Source organism: Burkholderia pulmonis (genome assembly GCF_984667975.1).
The window spans coordinates 2,798,701-2,816,349 of sequence record NZ_OZ480187.1 but is presented as its reverse complement, the minus strand read 5'-3'; the positions used below and the strand labels follow the sequence as shown (position 1 = coordinate 2,816,349).

The window sequence follows — 17,649 nt, the reverse complement described above, 5'->3', positions numbered from 1 at the left end:
GGAGAACCTTCATGAAAGCCGCTCGAATCCTCGCCGTTGCCGTCCTCGCCGTCGCTCCCGCTTTGTCGTTCGCCGATACGGGCCATAGCCTCACGCGTGCCGACGTGCGCGCCGAACTCGTCCGCCTCGAACAGGCCGGCTACAGCCCGGCCCGCAGCGAACCGCACTACCCGGAAGACATCGCTCGCGCGTTGCAGGTTGCGCGTTCGGACCAGAACGGCCCGTCGAAGTCGCAGGGCGACAACGTAGCCGATGCGTCGACGCCTGCCGGCCATCGCGATGCCGCGCGGTCTCATGCCGCAGGGAACGCGGCCGACGACCTGTACGCGCATTCGTGATCCGGCGCCGCGCCTGTTGCGTGCAGGTGCGGCCGCCACTGCAGCACTTCATTTGAACAACACAACAGAGATAGGAGCATGACGATGGCCGGTTTGATGAAACGCGTTCTGGTATCCGCCGCGGTGATCGGCGGACTGTTCGGTGCGGTCACGGTGCAAGCCGCGCCGAAGGAAGACCTGAAGGGCACGAACGTCGTGCTCGTGCACGGCGCGTTCGCCGACGGGTCGAGCTGGAACCGCGTGATTCCGCTGCTCGAGGCGCGCGGGTTGCACGTGGTGTCGGTGCAGAATCCGCTGAGCTCGCTCGCCGACGATGCGGCCGCGACGAAGCGTACGATCGACGAGCAGAAAGGGCCGGTCGTGCTGGTCGGCCATTCGTGGGCCGGCGTCGTGATCAGCGAGGCGGGCAACGACGACAAGGTGAAGTCGCTCGTGTACGTCGCGGCGTTCGCGCCCGACAACGGCCAGTCGATCGCCGACGTCACGCAGGGTCTGCCGGCACCGGCATGGGCCGGCGAGCTGCGCAAGGATGCGGGTGGTTTCGCGCGGCTGTCGGACAAGGCGATCGCGCAGGATTTCGCGCCGGACCTGCCGCCCGCGCAGCAGCGCATCGTTGCGGCCACCCAGGGGCCGTGGTATAGCGGGTGCATCTCGGAGAAGGTCGCGCAGGCCGCGTGGCATGCGAAGCCGTCGACGTTCGTCGTCGCGACGCAGGACCGGATGATCGACCCGACGCTGCAGGAAGCGATGGCGAAGCGGATCGGCGCGACGGTCACGCGCGTGAACGGCAGCCATGTCGCGATGCTGAGCCAGCCGAAGGCCGTGGCCGATGCGATCATCGCGGCGGCCGAGCGCGCGAAGCAGGATGCGCAGTAAGTGAACGGGGCGCCGCGTGTTCGTAAAGACACGCGGCACCGTGAGGGATTGTGATGTCTTTCCACCAGGAGAAGTCATGACCGAACTCTGGCAGCTGTCAGCCACCGAACTTGCGAAACGCGTGCGGCATCGTGAAGTGTCCGCGCGTGAAGTCGCAGACGCCGCGCTGGGCCGTCTCGAAGCGGTGAATCCGGCGATCAACGCGGTGGTCGAACATCGCCCCGACGATGTGCGGCGGCAGGCCGACGAAGTCGACCGCGCAATCGCGCGCGGCGACGATCCGGGGCCGCTCGCTGGCGTGCCGGTGACCGTGAAGATCAACATCGACCAGGCGGAATTCGCGACGACCAACGGCACGCGCCTGCAGGAGAACCTGATCGCGCACGCCGACAGTCCGGTGGTCGCCAACATCCGGAAGGCCGGCGGCATCCTGCTCGGCCGTACCAATTCACCGACGTTCGCGTTGCGCTGGTTCACGTCGAACCTCGTGCATGGGCACACGCGCAATCCGCTCAATGCGTCGCTGACGCCGGGTGGATCGAGTGGCGGCGCGGCGGCCGCCGTGGCTGCGGGGATCGGCCCGCTTGCGGTCGGCACCGACATCGGTGGCTCGGTGCGTTACCCGGCCTACGCGTGCGGCGTGCATGGAATCCGGCCGTCGCTTGGCCGCGTGCCCGCATTCAATGCGTCGTCGCCCGAGCGTGCGATCGGTGCGCAGCTGATGTCGACGGCCGGGCCGATCGCGCGCACGATCGACGATCTTTCGCTCGCGCTGCGTGCGTTCTCAGCGCCGGACCCGCGCGACCCGTGGAACGTGGCCGTGCCGTTCGACGAGCGCGAGGTACCGAAGCGTGCGGCGCTGTGCGTGCGGCCGGGTGGTTTGCAGGTCGTGCCCGAAGTCGAGGCAGCGTTGCGCGACGCGGCGCGCCGGCTGGTCGATGCGGGCTGGACCGTCGACGAGATCGACGATACGCCGCCGATGCGCGAGGCGGCGCTGCTTCAGGAGCAGCTATGGCTCGGCGATGGTTTCGATGCGCTGGCGAATGCGGTCGGGACAGACGGCGATCCGGGCGCGGCGGCCGTGATCGCGGCCGTGCGCGGCAAGGTGCGCGACCTGCCGGCCGACGTGATCAGCCGCGCGCTGGTCCGGCGCACGACGCTGACGCGGCAATGGCGGCTGTTTCTCGACGCGTATCCGGTGTTGCTGCTGCCTGTTTCGTCGGAACTGCCGTTCGCCGACGATCTCGACCGGCAAGGGCCGGACGGCTTCGAACGCGTGTGGGAAGCGCAGCTCACGTTGCGCGCGCTGCCTGCGATGGGGCTGCCGGGGCTGGCTGTCACGACGTCGGTCGTGAATGGCGTGCCGGTGGGCGTGCAGGTGGTGGCCACGCATCATCGCGAGGATCTGTGTCTGCTCGCCGGGCGGGAGATCGAGGCGCGCGGTGTGCCGGTTGCGCCGGTTGATCCGCTGTCTTGATGATTTGAATGGCACATGCATCGACGATACATGTGCCATTCGTTGCATTCTGGATTCCATGACAACGCGGTGAATCCCGCGTTGCTCGTCTCCCGGATTTCCTTTCAAACCCCTTCGATGCACGGCATCGAACGGTCCCCCTCCCGCATTTCCCACCCGCCAGCGACCGCGCACCGATAGCGCGCGTCTGCTATTGCATTCCCCGCGGCGCTGATTAGGAAATGAAATTTTATTGGTTCTGCTTCCCCGACCGCGCTCGCATAGTGGCGCTGACGGCTATAGACAGCACGCAAGCTGCGACGGCCGAATTCCCGGTGTTTTTGTTCATACGAATCTACGAAAACAAGGAAGTGTCATGACGGTTGCATTGGAAGAACGAACCGCCGCGCAGCAGGCGCTCGAAGACGCGCGCGCGGCGGCAGCGGCGGCGGGCACGCCGTACGCGGGCGGCGTCGCGCCGGAAGCTGCGTGGGCGCTGTTCTCGGCCGGAGACGCATTGCTGGTGGACGTGCGGACTGCAGAAGAACGGAAATTCGTCGGCCACGTGCCGGAGTCGTTGCACGTACCGTGGGCGACGGGCACGAGCCTGACGCGCAACCCGCGCTTCGTGCGCGAACTGGAAGCGAAAACCGGCAAGGAGGCCGTCGTGTTGTTGCTGTGCCGCAGCGGCAACCGCTCGGCGCAGGCGGCCGAGGCCGCGACGAAGGGCGGCTTCACGAAGGTATTCAACGTGCTCGAAGGGTTCGAGGGCGACCTCGACGAGCGGCAGCATCGCGGTGGCCGGAACGGTTGGCGCTTCCGCGGCCTGCCGTGGGCGCAGGACTGATTGATTCACGGCCGTTACAGGGAGAAAGCAGCATGGCCGCATTCGACATCGACGACATCGTTCAATCGCTGCAGACGGTGCGCCGCGCATGGCGCGAGAAGCAGCGGCGCTCGCTTGAACCGGGCGGGCGCGACCTGCCGGCGCGCGAGGCGCTGGCGCAGATCATCGGCGCGCTGAAGGGCGTGCTGTTCCCGATGCGGCTCGGGCCGCCCGACCTGCGCCAGGAGAGCGAGAACTTCCACGTGGCCCATGCGCTCGATACGGCGCTGAATGCGCTGCTCGCGCAGGTGACGCTCGAATTGCGCTACGCGGCGCGTCAGCGCAACGCCGACGGGCCGACCGACAATGTCGGAGAAGTCGCCTCGACGGCCGTGCAGGCATTCGCCGCGCGATTGCCGGAGATCCGCCGGCTGCTCGACAGCGACGTGCTGGCCGCGTTCCATGGCGATCCGGCGGCCGGCAGCGTCGACGAGGTGTTGCTGTGCTACCCGGGCATCCTCGCGATGATCCACCACCGGCTCGCGCACGAGCTGTACGGGCTCGGCCTGCCGCTGCTCGCGCGGATCATCGCCGAGCAGGCGCATGCGGAAACGGGCATCGACATTCATCCGGGCGCGCGCATCGGCGCGGGCTTCTTCATCGACCACGGCACGGGCGTCGTGATCGGCGAGACGGCGATCATCGGCGAGCGCGTGCGCGTGTACCAGGCCGTCACGCTCGGCGCGAAGCGCTTTCCGCGCGATGCGGCCGGCCATCTGGAGAAAGGGCTCGCACGCCATCCGATCGTCGAGGACGACGTGGTGATCTATGCCGGTGCAACGATCCTCGGCCGCGTGACGATCGGGCGCGGCGCGGTAATCGGCGGCAACGTGTGGCTCACGCAGGACGTACCGGCCGGCGAGAACGTCACGCAGGCCGTGCTGCGCAGCGAAGCGAACGCCACGCCGCGCGTGGCGGCGCGCGTCGCCTAGGAGGCGTGATGAGCGACCTCATTCATCACTTCGGCGCCAACGTGCGCAAGCTGCGCGAAGCGCGCACGTGGTCGCAGGAGCAGCTGGCCGAGCATGCGGGGCTGAACCGCTCGTATGTCGGCGAGATCGAGCGCGGCGAGGCAATCGCGTCGATCGTCACGGCCGACAAGATCGCGCGTGCGTTCGACGTGTCGATCTCGATGCTGCTGCCGCGCGTGTACGTCACCTGAGGCCGTCTCGCGTCATTTCCCCATTCGGTTGCACGACCTGACGGCTATAGCATGTTGAGCCGGCAGGTGCGTGCTTCCGATAATCACCGAGCGTCATAAGCAATCCCGTTTTTCATCTTAAGAACCCGGAGCCACACATGTCGACCGTTGCAAGCGGCACGGCCGCGCTGAGCGATCACGCCGCCCGCCAACTAGCGAACGCTACCAAGACCGTCCCCCAGCTTTCCACGATCACGCCGCGCTGGCTGACCCATCTGCTGCAATGGGTGCCGGTCGAGGCCGGCATCTATCGCCTGAACCAGGTGAAGAACCCGGAAGCCGTGCGCGCCGCTTGCACGCAGCTCGAGGACGAAAGCGTGCTGCCGCAGACCTTCGTGCCGTACGAGGAACAGCCGCGCGAGTACTTCCTGAACGCGGTCAGCACGGTGCTCGACGTGCATACGCGGATCTCCGATCTCTACAGCAGTCCTCATGACCAGATCAAGGAACAGCTGCGCCTGACGATCGAGACGATCAAGGAGCTGCAGGAAAGCCAGCTGATCAACAACCCCGACTACGGGCTGCTCGCGAACGTGACCGACGAACAGCGGATCTTCCCGCTGACGGGCGCGCCGACGCCGGACGATCTCGACGAGCTGCTGACGAAGGTGTGGAAGGAGCCGGCATTCTTCCTCACGCATCCGCTCGCGATCGCCGCGTTCGGCCGCGAATGCACGCGGCGCGGCGTGCCGCCGCCGACGGTCAGCCTGTTCGGTTCGCAGTTCCTCACGTGGCGCGGCATTCCGCTGATCCCGTCGGACAAGGTGCCGGTCGCGGACGGCAAGACCAAGATCCTGCTGCTGCGCGTCGGCGACAAGCGCCAGGGCGTCGTCGGCCTGTATCAGCCGGGCGTCGCGGGCGAGCAGGGCCCGGGCCTGTCGGTGCGCTTCATGGGGATCAACAACCAGGCGATCGCGTCGTACCTGATCTCGCTGTATTGCTCGCTCGCGGTCCATTCGCCGGATGCGCTGGCTGTCCTCGATGACGTCGAAATCGCCAAGTTCCATGACTATCCCGACACCTACCGTTAATCCCGGCCTGGCCGGCGGCGACGCGCACGCGCTGCCGCACGCGCCGCTGCCGGCAGGGTTGCCCGACCCGGCGACGCTCGCGCGGCTCGCGTCCGAGTTCTTCGCGACGCCGCCCGGGCAGGCCACCGCGCCCGGGCTGTCGGCCGGCAGCGGTGCGGCCGGCGGCGTGCCGTCCGCGTTGCCGGCGGCCGCACCGATCCTCGCATCGGTCAGCAACCCGGTGCCGGGCGGCTCGCCGCTCGCGGGCCCGGGCGGTGCAGGCACCGGCGTGCCGGGGCTCGCGCTGCCGCAGGGCAAGGTGCCCGGCGCGAATCTCGCGCCGTCGGCGCCGACGCACGTGCTGTCGCTCGGCAACCGTGCGCCCGCGCTCGCGCCGCATGCGGCCGCGCAGAACGGGTTGCCCGACAACGTCGTGTCGATCGCACCCGCGCTCGAACCGCGTGTCGGTGGCGCGGCGCTCGGCGTGCCGCAGGTGAATGCGCCGGCGCCGGAAGGTGCGGCGAAGGCGTCGCCGTACTACTTCACCGACGGTTCGCTGCAGGGCTGGCAGGCGACGCCGCAGGACATCGTCGTGCCGTCGAACGGCCTGGCGTCGCCGGAAGCGTTCGGGCTGCCGGGCGACGATGCGCTGCGCGAGCTGCTCGCCGTGCATCGCGACGTGCCGGTGTCGCGTGCATCGGGCGCCGACGTGCCGCGTTACTTCATCGACGACACGCATGCAGCCGAGCCGCAAGGCCAGCTGCATCGCGGTGCGCATCCGCCGTTCGACGTGAACGCGATCCGCCGCGATTTCCCGATCCTGCAGGAGCGCGTGAACGGCAAGCAGCTCGTCTGGTTCGACAACGCGGCGACGACGCACAAGCCGCAGGCCGTGATCGACCGGCTCGCGTATTTCTATGCGCACGAGAACTCGAACATCCATCGTGCGGCTCACGCATTGGCCGGCCGCGCAACGGATGCCTACGAGCATGCGCGGGAAACGGTGCAGCGCTTCATCGGTGCTTCGTCGCCCGACGAGATCGTGTTCGTGCGCGGCACGACCGAGGCGATCAACCTGATCGCGAAGACGTGGGGCGTGCAGAACGTCGGCGAAGGCGACGAGATCGTCGTGTCGCATCTCGAGCATCACGCGAACATCGTGCCGTGGCAGCAGCTTGCCGCGCAGAAAGGCGCGAAGCTGCGCGTGATTCCGGTCGACGATTCGGGGCAGGTGCTGCTCGACGAATACCGGAAGCTGCTCAACGATCGCACGAAGATCGTGTCCGTCACGCAGGTGTCGAACGCGCTCGGCACGGTCGTTCCGGTGAAGGAGATCGTCGAGCTTGCGCATCGCGCGGGTGCGAAGGCGCTCGTCGACGGTGCGCAGTCGATTTCGCACATGCGTGTCGACGTGCAGGCGCTCGATGCGGATTTCTTCGTGTTCTCCGGGCACAAGATCTACGGGCCGACCGGGATCGGCGTCGTGTACGGCAAGCGCGCGATTCTCGACGACATGCCGCCGTGGCAGGGGGGCGGCAACATGATCGCGGACGTGACGTTCGAGCGCACGGTGTTCCAGCCGCCGCCGAACCGGTTCGAAGCAGGCACCGGCAACATCGCGGATGCGGTGGGGCTCGGCGCGGCGCTCGATTACGTGAACCGTGTCGGCATCGAGAACATCGCGCGCTACGAGCACGACCTGCTCGCGTATGCGACGAGCGTGCTCGCACCGGTGCCGGGCGTGCGGCTCGTCGGCACCGCGCGCGACAAGGCGAGCGTGCTGTCGTTCGTGCTGAAGGGCTATGAAACCGAGGAAGTCGGGCAGGCGCTGAACGAAGAAGGCATCGCGGTGCGCTCGGGGCATCACTGCGCGCAGCCGATCCTGCGGCGTTTCGGGCTCGAGGCCACGGTGCGGCCGTCGCTCGCGTTCTACAACACGTGCGACGAGGTCGATGCGCTGGTGCGTGTCGTGAAGCGGCTCGCCACGCGACGTTGACTTCAGTGTCGATGTTGTCCGCTTGCGGCGGCTGTTGCAGGTCGCCGCAAGCGCTTTCCCGCTACCCGGTCAGAACCGCACGACCGGCTTCTTCTCGACGCTGAACCCGTCGCGCAGCACGCACGCCGAATCGGCGAAGTAACGACGGGTTTCCGACAGCAGGTCGGTATTGCCGCGCCGGCAGAACACCACACCCGACCCTTCCTCCGTCAGCAGTTCGTCGATCAGCGATTCGGGTTGCCCGATATCCGCGAGATGGACGTTCTGCACGCCGTGCGCAAGCGCATCGAGCGCTTCCCGCACGCAGGGCGCCGCGTCGGCGGCCGGATGTTCGGCGAGCCACTGCTCGAGTTCCGTGATGCCGTACAGCCCGGCAAGCTCGCCGAGTTCGTGCAGCAGCGCGCTGTCGACCATCATCACCAGCGTGACTGCGCCCGTGCGTTGCGCGAACAGGCTGCCGAGCCGTTCCGGGCGCAGCAGGCGGTCATGGCCCCCGTCGTCCGGCGCGACCGGCATCACGACGGGCACGAGGCCGTTGTCGAGAAAGGCGTTCAACGCCGCGCCGTCGAACTGCACGACCGTGCTCGTGCCCGCCCGGTCGGATTCGGCGCTCGCGACCAGCAGGCCGCCGTCGTGGCCGTCGATGCCGATCGCCTTGGCGCCGTGGCTCCCGATCAGGCGCACCAGCTCATGGTTGATGCCGGCCATCGCGGCGTGCGCGGTGTGGACCGACTGCGTACCGGATGCGGCCGGCAGGCCCTGGACGACGACCGGGCGAACGCCGGTGAGCGCGAGCAGCGCGACATCCTGCGCGAAGGCCGCGCGGGTGCGCGCGTCGTTCGCGGTGCCGCCGTCGACGATGACGACGGTCTGCCCGTGCAGGGCCTGCATGAACGGCAGCGAGCGGGCCAGGCCGGCGACGCGCCGTGACGTGAGCGTGGGACTTTCAGGGTCTGGGAACATGGGATTCCGAAGGGAGAAAAGGAGTGCCTGTCGCCGCACGATGCGGCATCAGTGCGTCTGTTGCATGAGCCGGTGAAGCTCGTCGGGCGTCTGCGCATCGCGCGACGCCTGCCGGAACGGGCGTTCGCTGAAACACCGCGCCGCGTCGGCGAGCAGTTCGAGGTGCGCGCGGTCGTCTTCTTGCGGCAGGACCAGCACGATGAATTCGCGCACGGGCTTGCGGTCCGGCGCGTTGAACGTGAACGGATACAGCGCGCGGACGAACAGCGCAACGGGCGAGCCGAGGCCGGCGACGCGTGCATGCGGAATCGCGACGCCCTGGCCGAGGCCGGTCGAGCCGAGCTGTTCGCGCTTGATCAGTTCGGTCCTGATCCGCTCCGCGTACACCCCGCTGCCGCGCTCGACATGGCGCGCGACGAGATCGAACAACTGGATTGCACTTTCGACCGGCACGTCGAGCAGGATGTGTTCCGGCGGACAGGCGTCGGCCAGCCGGGTCGCGAACGGCGTGCCGCCGCGTCGGTGGGGAAGGTCGGGTTGGCCGCCGACGGCGGCCTGCTGCGTTTGCATGCGGATCTCTCCGTGTCGGGATGACAAGGAAATCCTAGACAAAACCGCGTAAAGACGGTGTCAGAGACGAGGGGGCCCGGTATTAAAATGTCGTATCGATCGCCGCTGGAACCGGGCCCGTTGCAGGTGCTCTCAGGTGCCCGACAGCACGAACGGCAGCGTCGTCAGCAGAAACACCGAAATGCCGACGACCGGCGCGCCGAACGCAATCGCCGCGAACGCCACCGCGGCGCTGCCCAGCACGAGCGTTCTCGACACGCGGCGGTGCCGGTCGTGCGCCAATGCCCTGTTGTCGCGGTTTGCATCGGTCCGCGCACCGATCACGTGTTTCCAGAACGTCAGGCCAAGCATGATGGCTCCTGTATGAAAGACGACGGATGCGCGGCGCGCGATGCGCCGCGCCGGCGCATCAGCTGCGCTTGAGCTTGAGCACGCGCGAGATCTGCGCGGGCGTGAAGCCGCTGTTGCGCACGTAAGGCGCGCAGTCGAGCGGCGCCGTGAGCGATTCGATGACGACGTACTGGCCGACGAAACGGTACGCATCCGTTGCCATCCTGATGAACACAGGAATCGACCCGTGTTGCGTGGCGAGCGTCCTGCCGGCCGCGCGCGCCGACGCGCTGCCGTCGCACAGGATCACGTCGGGGGCGTGCGGGTTGAGGTCCGTGCGCAGGCAGGCGGCCACGACCTTGCCGTTCTTCGTCGGCAGGAACCCCTGCTTGCTCCCGCCGCAGGCGGTGTGGATGAATTCGCGTGTGTACTGTTTGTCGATCTCGAACATGATCGGGCTCCGGTAACGGAAATTGCGCTGAATGAAATCAGGTATGCAAAGTAAATGGATCGGATCGGCGGATCGATCGTGCGTCGTTGCAAGGGATGTGCTGTGCACACACGCTCGAGCGCATGCTTCGCGATGCGCGGTTAGCGCTTCGACGTCGTGTTCAGGCGTGCACGGGAATGACTACGGCGCGCACCGTCCGCCAGGCGGCAGGACGGCGGCTCGGGAAGGAGACGCAGGCGTCCTACCTGTCAGGCAGAGAAGCAACTCGGAGGGCGAGGACTTCGGATACGCATGTCGCGTGCTCGGTGGTGGATGGCGAACCCATTCTAGTGAACGTATTCGCGGGCGCAAGTAAAAAGGTCGTAAAGGGTGGCGAATGACCTGTTACGTGCACTGCCAGAGATGTGCGCTGGTACGGCACGGTGCGCACCAGAACGTGTAGTTCGCACCGCCGCTGCCCCACAGCCATTCGCTGCCGTCGACTTGCGGAAGATTCGAATCGATCTGCATCGCGAAGTGCATCTTGCGGCCGCAGTCGGGGCAGTCGGGATACCACGCGGATTGCACCCACGATGGCGGGCCGCCGACGCGGCTCAGGTTCTGACGGTCGTTCGACTCGCCCCAGTCCTGCCACGCCCAGCGTGAGGGCGCGACAAAGAGTGCGATGTCGGCTTCCACGAAAGCCGCGGCCGGATAGTCGGGCTCGATCGCGGCGTCGTGTTGTTGCGACGGATGCGCGGTTGCATGGCCCGATTCGTCGTGCCGGTAGAGCAGCGGGCCGTCGCTTTCCCAGCCGAGGCATGACAGGCAGGTGTCGAACGATACGGGTGTCGTGCTGTCGATGCCCGCTTCGGCCGGTTGCGGGAGCGTCACGAGCCGGTGCAACGGCTGGTGGCACAGGCCACATCGATGCGACGACATGCCACCGAAGTGCGCCTTCGACCGAGGTGCTTCGCCCGCTTGCCAGGTCGGATGATTCGCCTGGATCTCGCGTTTCCACTTCGGCATGTCGCGGAGCGTCGGTGCGCGCAGGGTTCGTCCGAAGTCGACATGCAGCGGCGAATCGCCGTGCAACGCACGCAGGGTGCCGTGCTCCTGCGTGTAGCCAGCGGACATGAGCCAGTTTGCGGCTTGCGTCGGATCGTCCGGAAACAGCCGGGCCGCTGCGTCGAGCACGGCTTCCGGTTGTCGCGAATGAAGCAATGCGATGGCGCGTTCGCGCGTCGCGTTGTCAAGAGCAGGGGCTTCCGCAAGCCGCTGGCGCCACATGTCGATCGTGGCCGCGTCGAGTGCTCGCCACGCGTGTTCCGAGAGATACAGGCGCGGCGACTGCCGAGTGAGGACGACGTCGAGCAATGCGTCCCAGTGGCCGGCGAACACCTGCGGCGACCGCAGCGCGACGCTCGACAGGACCGCCGCGAGCCGCTCGTTCCACGTGCCTTCCAGGACCCTGCGCCATGCTTCGGCGGCCACGTTCTCGAATGCGGTGTCGTCCATCAGGTCGAGTGCGGCATCGAGGAACGTCGCATGCGGAAACGTGCGGTCGAACGACGCGATCACGAGATCGGCGAGTGCGGACGGCGCGTCGCGCCGCAGTGCCAGCATCTGCGACATCGGATCGTTGCCGGCCCAGCCGAGGCGTTCGTAGTCGTCCAGGATGGTTTGCGCGGTCGGCATCGTGAGTGAGCGATGAAGGTTCGAGGGGCGTGCGGCGGCTCAACGTCCGACAAGCATTCGGCCACCCACCCCCATCAGCAGCAGGCCGGCCGTCGTATCGAGCACGGCTTTGCGCCGAACCAGCAGCCGGCGCACGGACGGATGCGATGCAAGCAGCGCCATCGTGCAATACCACGCGGCCGAGATCGCGACCGACAGCACGACGACCGCGAGATCGAGCCACGCCGATGCATGGGCCGGCACCATCAGCGCGAAGATACTGCCGTAGAACGCGACGGATTTCGGGTTCGTCATGCTGACGACGTAGCCCTTTTTCGCTGCCTTCCAGTCGGAAGCAACGGCCGGCGCGGAATCGGGCAGCGGCTTGCGCGCGGTCACGATCATTTTCAGGCCGAGCCAGATCAGGTAGGCGGCGCCCGCGAGCCGCAGCGCGGTGTGGACCCACGCGACATGGGTCACGAGCAGGCTCAGCCCGGCGATCGCGATCGCGGCCCAGGTGCCGGACGCGGCGGCGAGGCCGAGCCCCGTCATCACGCCCGCGCGACGCGACACGACGGCGGTTGAGGTGACGATCACGAAGTTCGGGCCCGGACTGGCGACGCTCAGCAGCAGGACGCCGGCGAGCGGCAGCAGGGTGTTGAGGGTAGTCGACATGGCGTGGGAGGCGGCTGGGCGGAACGGGTCTTCATCTTACCCGAGCGCGGCGCAGCGGCCGCGCGCGCGGCGGCACGGGCCGCCATGCGTTGCATCGCCGGCGCCGGATGCTCAGGCCCCGCCGCGAAAGCAGGACAGCCCCCAGGGCGTCATCTTGAACGGCAGGTGATAGTGCTGTGCCGCGTCCGCGAGGCCGAACCGGTAGACGACGTCGCCGAGGAATGGCGGCTCGGCGTCCGCCATCCCGCGATCGCGATACCACGCGCCGGCGCGGAGCGTGACTTCGTACACGCCGGACACGCAGGCGAGGGCGACCGAGTCCAGCGCGTCGAGGCAGCCGCTGGCGCCGATGCGGCCCCGGCACAGCAGTTCCCGGCTCGCCGGGCCGATACGCTCCACGCTGACGACGAGCCCTTCGGCGACGACGCCGCGCGCGACGTCCACGACATGAATCGAGATGCCGGACATGTCTCGGCCTACGCCCAGAAGCCGCTGTGAGAGTGCGCCGCCTCGTCCTCGAGGATCGGTCCGACGACCTCGACGTGTCGTTGCCCGCGCAGGAACACCTCGCGGCACGGCAGCGAGAACGTCGGGTTCTCCGGATGCGCGCCGGTCAGCCCGAGCAGCCGGTGTTCGGACAGCGCGTAGACGACCCGGCCGATATTGCACCAGTAGATCGCGCCTGCACACATGCAGCATGGCTCCGCGCTCGTATAGAGCGTGCAGCGCGCAAGCTGTTCGGGCGACAGCAGGCGCGCGGCCTTTGCCGCCGCGGCGAGCTCGGCGTGCTGGGTCGGATCGCCTTCGGGCGGCATCGAGTTGTTGCCTGCGGACGCGACGATGTTGCCGTGTTCGTCCGCCACGATCGCCGCGAACGGATGCCGTCCGTTCCGGCGCGATTCGTCGGCGAGTTCGATCGCGGCGCGCAGCAGCGCCAGGTCGCGTTCGCCGAGATTCGCGGGTGCCGGTGTCGTGTCGATATGCATGGTGTGTGCTCCGTATGGTTCAGGTTCGGGATGAGGAGGGTCAGTGGGTTTGCGTGCCGGCGCCGTCCGGGACAGCCGGTACCGCGTGGTGGATGTCGGCCTCGTGCCGGGTGCCGTTGAGCAGCACGTTGAGCACGATGGCGGTCAGCGCGCCGAGGAAGATGCCGCTGTCGAGAATCAGCCTGGCCGGGCCGCTCACATGACCGAACAGGGCAGGGAGCGACATCGGCAACACGCCGACGCTGACGGAAACGGCCACGATGATCGCGTTGCGGGTGCCGTCGAATTTCACGCGGGCGAGCTCCTGGATGCCCGCGACGGTCGTCATGCCGAACATCACGATCGCGCAGCCGCCGAGTACGGGCCGCGGCACCGACGCGATCAGCGCGCCCAGTTTCGGGAACAGCCCCATGAGCATCATGATGACGCCGGCCGACGCGACGACGTAGCGGCTCTTCACGTTCGAAAGCGCGATGAGGCCCGTGTTCTGCGTGAATGCGTTGTACGGAAAGCTGTTGAAGATACCGCCGAGCATCGTAGAGAGCCCGTCGGCGCGAAACGCGTTGCCGAGGGTGGTCTGCGACGACGGGCGGCCGATGATCGTACCGATCGCGAGCACGTTGCCGGTCGTCTCCGCCATGATGACGAGCATCGCGAGCGCCATGACGAGAATCGGCGTCACCGCGAAGTGCGGCATGCCGAATGCGAACGGCATGCTGAACTCGAACCATGCGGCTTCGCCGACGTGCGCGAAGCTCGTCATGCCGCATGCGGTGGCGATCACGGTGCCGACGATCAGCCCGATCAGCACCGACAGGTTGGCGACGAAGCCGCGGAATCGCGCATAGACGAACAGCGTGATCGCGACCGTCGCGAAGCCGAGCAGCAGGTTCGCGACGGAGCCGAAGCCGGGCGCGTCGGGGTTGCCGCCGCCGAGCCAGATCGCGGCCGCCGGCATCAGCGATACCCCGATGATCGTGATCAGGCTGCCGATGACGACCGGCGGAAAGAAGCGCAGCAGCCGGCTGAAGACCGGGGCGATGACGACGGTCAACGCGCCCGCGGCGATCACCGCGCCGAATACGCTTGCGATGCCGTACTGCTTGCCGATCATGATCATCGGCGCGATGGCGATGAACGAACAGCCCTGGATCAGCGGCAGCCGCGCGCCGAATTTCCAGGCGCCGATCGTCTGGATCAGCGTCGCGATGCCGGAAGTCAGCAGGTTGGCGTTGATCAGCAGGACCATCTGCTGCTGCGACAGCCCCAGCGCGCTGCCGAGGATCAGCGGGACGGCCACCGCGCCGGCATACATCACCAGTACGTGCTGCAGTCCGTAACTCGCAAGCTGCCGTAGCGGCAGGATCTCGTCGACCGGATGCGTTCCTTGCTTGCTCATGCGTCGTCTCCTGTTTCTTGTATCGAACCGGGCGGCCGTGCTGCCGGATCCAAGGGAATTCCCTGCCCGGAGACGGCTGGCTGCGTGTTGGTCGGTGCGCCATAATCCATCACGCCTGCCGGGTCACCAAATGAATATCCATCGGTTTTTTCAATAGGTCGGGGACGCGCCATGCGCTATTCGCTCGAGCAGCTCGAGATGTTTGCCCGCGTCGTGAAGACGGGGTCGTTTTCCGCGGCGGCGCGCAGTCTCGGCAAGACGCAGTCGACCATCAGCCTCGCGATCGCGAACCTGGAGGTCGACTGGGGCCTGCCGCTGTTCGATCGCACCAGCAAGCTGCCCGCGCTCACACCGGCCGGCCGCAAGCTGCTCAACGAGGTCGAGCTGGTGCTGGAGCGCTGTCTCGATCTGGAGTCGCATGCGAACGATCTGGGCGATCTGGTCGAGCCTCGGCTGACGCTCGCGATCGAGGTGCCGTACAACACGCTGATGCCGGCGATCGTCGATTTCTCGGCGCAATTCCCGAATGTCGATCTCGACATCCGTCATCCGTTTCATGGCGATGTGGCGGATCTGCTGCTGAAAGACGAGGCGGATCTGGGCATCGCATTCGCGCAGCCCGCGTATCCGCGCGATCTCGGCTTCGCGCAGATGGGCAAGCTGATCCTTGCGCACGTGGCACGTCGCGATCATCCGCTCGCGCGCGAGGACAACGTGAGCTTTGCCGAGCTGCGCTCGCATCGCCGGCTCGCTTTCAGCGCGCACAACAACACGCTGCCGAGCACCGAGTATCTCGATTCGGCGCGCTGCTGGCAGGCGGAAAGCTATCTGGCGTTACTGGAAATGGTGCGCGCGGGGCTCGGATGGACGACGCTGCCGCGGCAACTGATCCTGCGTGAACTGGAGTCGGGCGAACTCGTCGAGCTGCAGCTGGCCGCGTATCCGCATACCGACTGGCTGGTCGGCGTCGACCTGATCTGGCCGAAGGCGCGCGTGCTCGGCAAGGCCGGCACGTGGCTCAAGCGGCGGATGCAGGCGCACAAGGTGTTTGAACTGGATCGCGGCGGAAATGCGACGACGTGGTAGCGGGCGCCGTGCGTGAGCGGCGTTGCGGCAAGAAAAAACGCGTGACGACTTCCGTCGCCACGCGTTGCATGTTCCGGTAAGACCTCACGCACGCCGGCGAACCGGCGCGCGCAGGCCAACTTCAGAAATCGAAGCCCGGCCCGCCCGCACCCGGGCCGCCCGGCGCGGCGGTCGGCGCCGCATCCTTCGGCGCTTCGAACACAGTCGCATCGGTCGTCAGCAGCAGCCCGGCCACCGACGCCGCGTTCTGCAGCGCCGTGCGCGTGACCTTGGTCGGATCGAGCACGCCAGATTCGACGAGATCGCCGTACTCGCCCGTCTGCGCGTTGTACCCGAAGTTGCCCGAACCTTCCGCGACCTTCGCGACGACGACGCTCGCTTCCTCGCCCGCATTCGTGACGATCTGGCGCAGCGGTTCCTCGAGCGCGCGCAGCACGATCTTGATGCCCGCATCCTGATCGGCGTTCACGCCCTTCAGTTCGCGGATCGCCTGCCGCACGCGGATCAGCGCGACGCCGCCGCCCGGCACGATGCCTTCCTCGACGGCCGCGCGCGTGGCGTGCAGCGCGTCGTCGACGCGATCCTTCTTCTCCTTCACCTCGATTTCGGTCGCGCCGCCGACCTTGATCACCGCGACGCCGCCCGCGAGCTTCGCGACGCGTTCCTGCAGCTTTTCACGGTCGTAGTCCGACGTCGCTTCGTCGATCTGCACGCGGATCTGCTTCACGCGCGCCTCGATGTTCTTCGCATCGCCCGCGCCGTCGATCACGGTCGTGTTTTCCTTGCCGACCTCGATGCGCTTCGCCTGGCCGAGCTCGGCGAGCGTCGCCTTCTCGAGCGTGAGGCCCGTTTCCTCGGCGATCACCTGGCCGCCGGTGAGGATCGCGATGTCCTCGAGCAGCGCCTTGCGACGATCGCCGAAGCCCGGCGCCTTGACCGCGACCGTTTTCAGGATCCCGCGGATGTTGTTCACGACGAGCGTCGCGAGCGCTTCGCCTTCGACGTCCTCCGCGATGATCAGCAGCGGGCGGCCCGACTTCGCGACCTGTTCGAGCACCGGCAGCAGGTCGCGGATGTTCGAGATCTTCTTGTCGTGCAGCAGGATGTACGGGCTTTCGATCTCGGCGATCTGCTTGTCGGGATTGTTGATGAAGTACGGCGACAGGTAGCCGCGGTCGAACTGCAGCCCTTCGACGACGTCGAGCTCGTCGGCAAGCGACTTGCCGTCCTCGACGGTGATCACGCCTTCCTTGCCGACGCGGTCGATCGCTTCAGCGATGCGCTGGCCGATCGATTCCTCGCCGTTCGCGGAGATCGTCGCGACCTGCGCGATTTCCTTGCTCGTGGTGGTCGGCCGGCTGATCTTCTTCAGCTCGTCGACGGCCGACGCGACGGCCTTGTCGATGCCGCGCTTCAGGTCGAGCGGGTTGAGCCCGGCCGCCACGTACTTCTGGCCTTCGCGGACGATCGCCTGGGCGAGCACGGTGGCCGTCGTCGTGCCGTCGCCGGCTGCGTCGCTGGTGCGCGACGCGACTTCCTTCACGAGCTGCGCGCCGATGTTCTGCAGCTTGTCCGCGAGTTCGATTTCCTTCGCGACCGATACCCCGTCCTTCGTGACGACGGGCGAGCCGAAGCTGCGTTCGAGCACGACGTTGCGGCCCTTCGGCCCGAGCGTGACCTTCACTGCGTTCGCGAGAATGTTCACGCCTTCGGTCAGTTTCGACCGTGCGACGTCGCTGAAAATGATTTCCTTGGCTGCCATGATTGCGC

19 protein-coding genes are annotated in these 17,649 nt (G+C 67.2%); 9 read left to right on the top strand and 10 right to left on the bottom strand.

Annotation, left to right across the window (positions count from 1 at the left end):
- The first annotated feature begins 11 nt into the window (after nt 1-11).
- The 8 genes from AC5LXK_RS29340 to AC5LXK_RS29305 all read left to right on the top strand — a co-directional run bounded on the left by AC5LXK_RS29340 (nt 12) and on the right by AC5LXK_RS29305 (nt 7,763).
- On the top strand, nt 12-338 hold the full coding sequence (locus AC5LXK_RS29340) for a DUF4148 domain-containing protein (protein WP_493392140.1): 327 nt from the start codon (nt 12-14) through the stop codon (nt 336-338).
- Nucleotides 339-422: 84 nt separating this feature from the next.
- Nucleotides 423-1,214, top strand: coding sequence for an alpha/beta fold hydrolase (locus tag AC5LXK_RS29335; RefSeq protein WP_493392139.1), 792 nt, complete (start codon nt 423-425; stop codon nt 1,212-1,214).
- A 76-nt stretch (nt 1,215-1,290) separates the two neighbouring features.
- Nucleotides 1,291-2,691 carry an amidase family protein gene (locus AC5LXK_RS29330; RefSeq protein WP_493392138.1) on the top strand — a complete coding sequence of 467 codons (1,401 nt, stop codon included), beginning with the start codon at nt 1,291-1,293 and terminating at the stop codon, nt 2,689-2,691.
- A gap of 355 nt (nt 2,692-3,046) precedes the next feature.
- Nucleotides 3,047-3,517: a rhodanese-like domain-containing protein gene (locus tag AC5LXK_RS29325; protein WP_493392137.1), complete on the top strand. Its 471-nt coding sequence runs from the start codon at nt 3,047-3,049 to the stop codon at nt 3,515-3,517.
- 32 nt (nt 3,518-3,549) lie between these two features.
- The gene (gene epsC / locus AC5LXK_RS29320; RefSeq protein ID WP_493392136.1) at nt 3,550-4,488 is read left to right on the top strand and encodes a serine O-acetyltransferase EpsC; all 939 of its coding nucleotides are present in this window, start codon (nt 3,550-3,552) and stop codon (nt 4,486-4,488) included.
- An 8-nt stretch (nt 4,489-4,496) separates the two neighbouring features.
- On the top strand, nt 4,497-4,718 hold the full coding sequence (locus tag AC5LXK_RS29315; RefSeq protein WP_493392135.1) for a helix-turn-helix domain-containing protein: 222 nt from the start codon (nt 4,497-4,499) through the stop codon (nt 4,716-4,718).
- Between the two features lie 137 nt (nt 4,719-4,855).
- Nucleotides 4,856-5,788: a family 2A encapsulin nanocompartment shell protein gene (locus AC5LXK_RS29310; protein WP_006479760.1), complete on the top strand. Its 933-nt coding sequence runs from the start codon at nt 4,856-4,858 to the stop codon at nt 5,786-5,788.
- Nucleotides 5,763-7,763 carry a family 2A encapsulin nanocompartment cargo protein cysteine desulfurase gene (locus AC5LXK_RS29305; protein ID WP_493392134.1) on the top strand — a complete coding sequence of 667 codons (2,001 nt, stop codon included), beginning with the start codon at nt 5,763-5,765 and terminating at the stop codon, nt 7,761-7,763. Before AC5LXK_RS29310 ends, AC5LXK_RS29305 begins: the two co-directional genes overlap by 26 nt.
- A 69-nt stretch (nt 7,764-7,832) precedes the next feature.
- On the opposite strand, the gene AC5LXK_RS29300 is transcribed toward AC5LXK_RS29305, so the two are convergent.
- The 9 genes from AC5LXK_RS29300 to AC5LXK_RS29260 all read right to left on the bottom strand — a co-directional run bounded on the left by AC5LXK_RS29300 (nt 7,833) and on the right by AC5LXK_RS29260 (nt 14,793).
- Nucleotides 7,833-8,726: an amino acid kinase family protein gene (locus tag AC5LXK_RS29300; RefSeq protein WP_493392133.1), complete on the bottom strand. Its 894-nt coding sequence runs from the start codon at nt 8,724-8,726 to the stop codon at nt 7,833-7,835.
- Nucleotides 8,727-8,774: 48 nt separating this feature from the next.
- Nucleotides 8,775-9,296, bottom strand: coding sequence for a PTS sugar transporter subunit IIA (locus tag AC5LXK_RS29295; protein WP_493392132.1), 522 nt, complete (start codon nt 9,294-9,296; stop codon nt 8,775-8,777).
- 132 nt (nt 9,297-9,428) lie between these two features.
- Nucleotides 9,429-9,647, bottom strand: a complete 219-nt coding sequence (locus AC5LXK_RS29290) for a hypothetical protein (RefSeq protein WP_493392131.1) — start codon at nt 9,645-9,647, stop codon at nt 9,429-9,431.
- 58 nt (nt 9,648-9,705) lie between these two features.
- Nucleotides 9,706-10,077: a DUF6697 family protein gene (locus AC5LXK_RS29285; RefSeq protein WP_493392130.1), complete on the bottom strand. Its 372-nt coding sequence runs from the start codon at nt 10,075-10,077 to the stop codon at nt 9,706-9,708.
- Nucleotides 10,078-10,461: 384 nt separating this feature from the next.
- Entirely contained in the window at nt 10,462-11,754 is a 1,293-nt protein-coding gene (locus AC5LXK_RS29280; RefSeq protein WP_493392129.1) for a hypothetical protein, read from the bottom strand.
- Between the two features lie 39 nt (nt 11,755-11,793).
- Entirely contained in the window at nt 11,794-12,408 is a 615-nt protein-coding gene (locus AC5LXK_RS29275; protein ID WP_493392128.1) for a LysE family translocator, read from the bottom strand.
- Nucleotides 12,409-12,519: 111 nt separating this feature from the next.
- Nucleotides 12,520-12,876, bottom strand: a complete 357-nt coding sequence (locus AC5LXK_RS29270) for a hydroxyisourate hydrolase (protein ID WP_493392127.1) — start codon at nt 12,874-12,876, stop codon at nt 12,520-12,522.
- 8 nt (nt 12,877-12,884) lie between these two features.
- Nucleotides 12,885-13,394: a nucleoside deaminase gene (locus AC5LXK_RS29265; protein WP_493392126.1), complete on the bottom strand. Its 510-nt coding sequence runs from the start codon at nt 13,392-13,394 to the stop codon at nt 12,885-12,887.
- 40 nt (nt 13,395-13,434) lie between these two features.
- On the bottom strand, nt 13,435-14,793 hold the full coding sequence (locus tag AC5LXK_RS29260) for a nucleobase:cation symporter-2 family protein (RefSeq protein WP_493392125.1): 1,359 nt from the start codon (nt 14,791-14,793) through the stop codon (nt 13,435-13,437).
- Nucleotides 14,794-14,964: 171 nt separating this feature from the next.
- On the opposite strand from AC5LXK_RS29260, the gene AC5LXK_RS29255 reads away from it, so the two are divergent.
- Nucleotides 14,965-15,879: a LysR family transcriptional regulator gene (locus AC5LXK_RS29255; RefSeq protein ID WP_493392124.1), complete on the top strand. Its 915-nt coding sequence runs from the start codon at nt 14,965-14,967 to the stop codon at nt 15,877-15,879.
- A 121-nt stretch (nt 15,880-16,000) separates the two neighbouring features.
- On the opposite strand, the gene groL is transcribed toward AC5LXK_RS29255, so the two are convergent.
- Nucleotides 16,001-17,641, bottom strand: coding sequence for a chaperonin GroEL (gene groL / locus AC5LXK_RS29250; RefSeq protein WP_493392123.1), 1,641 nt, complete (start codon nt 17,639-17,641; stop codon nt 16,001-16,003).
- Between the last annotated feature and the right edge of the window lie 8 nt (nt 17,642-17,649).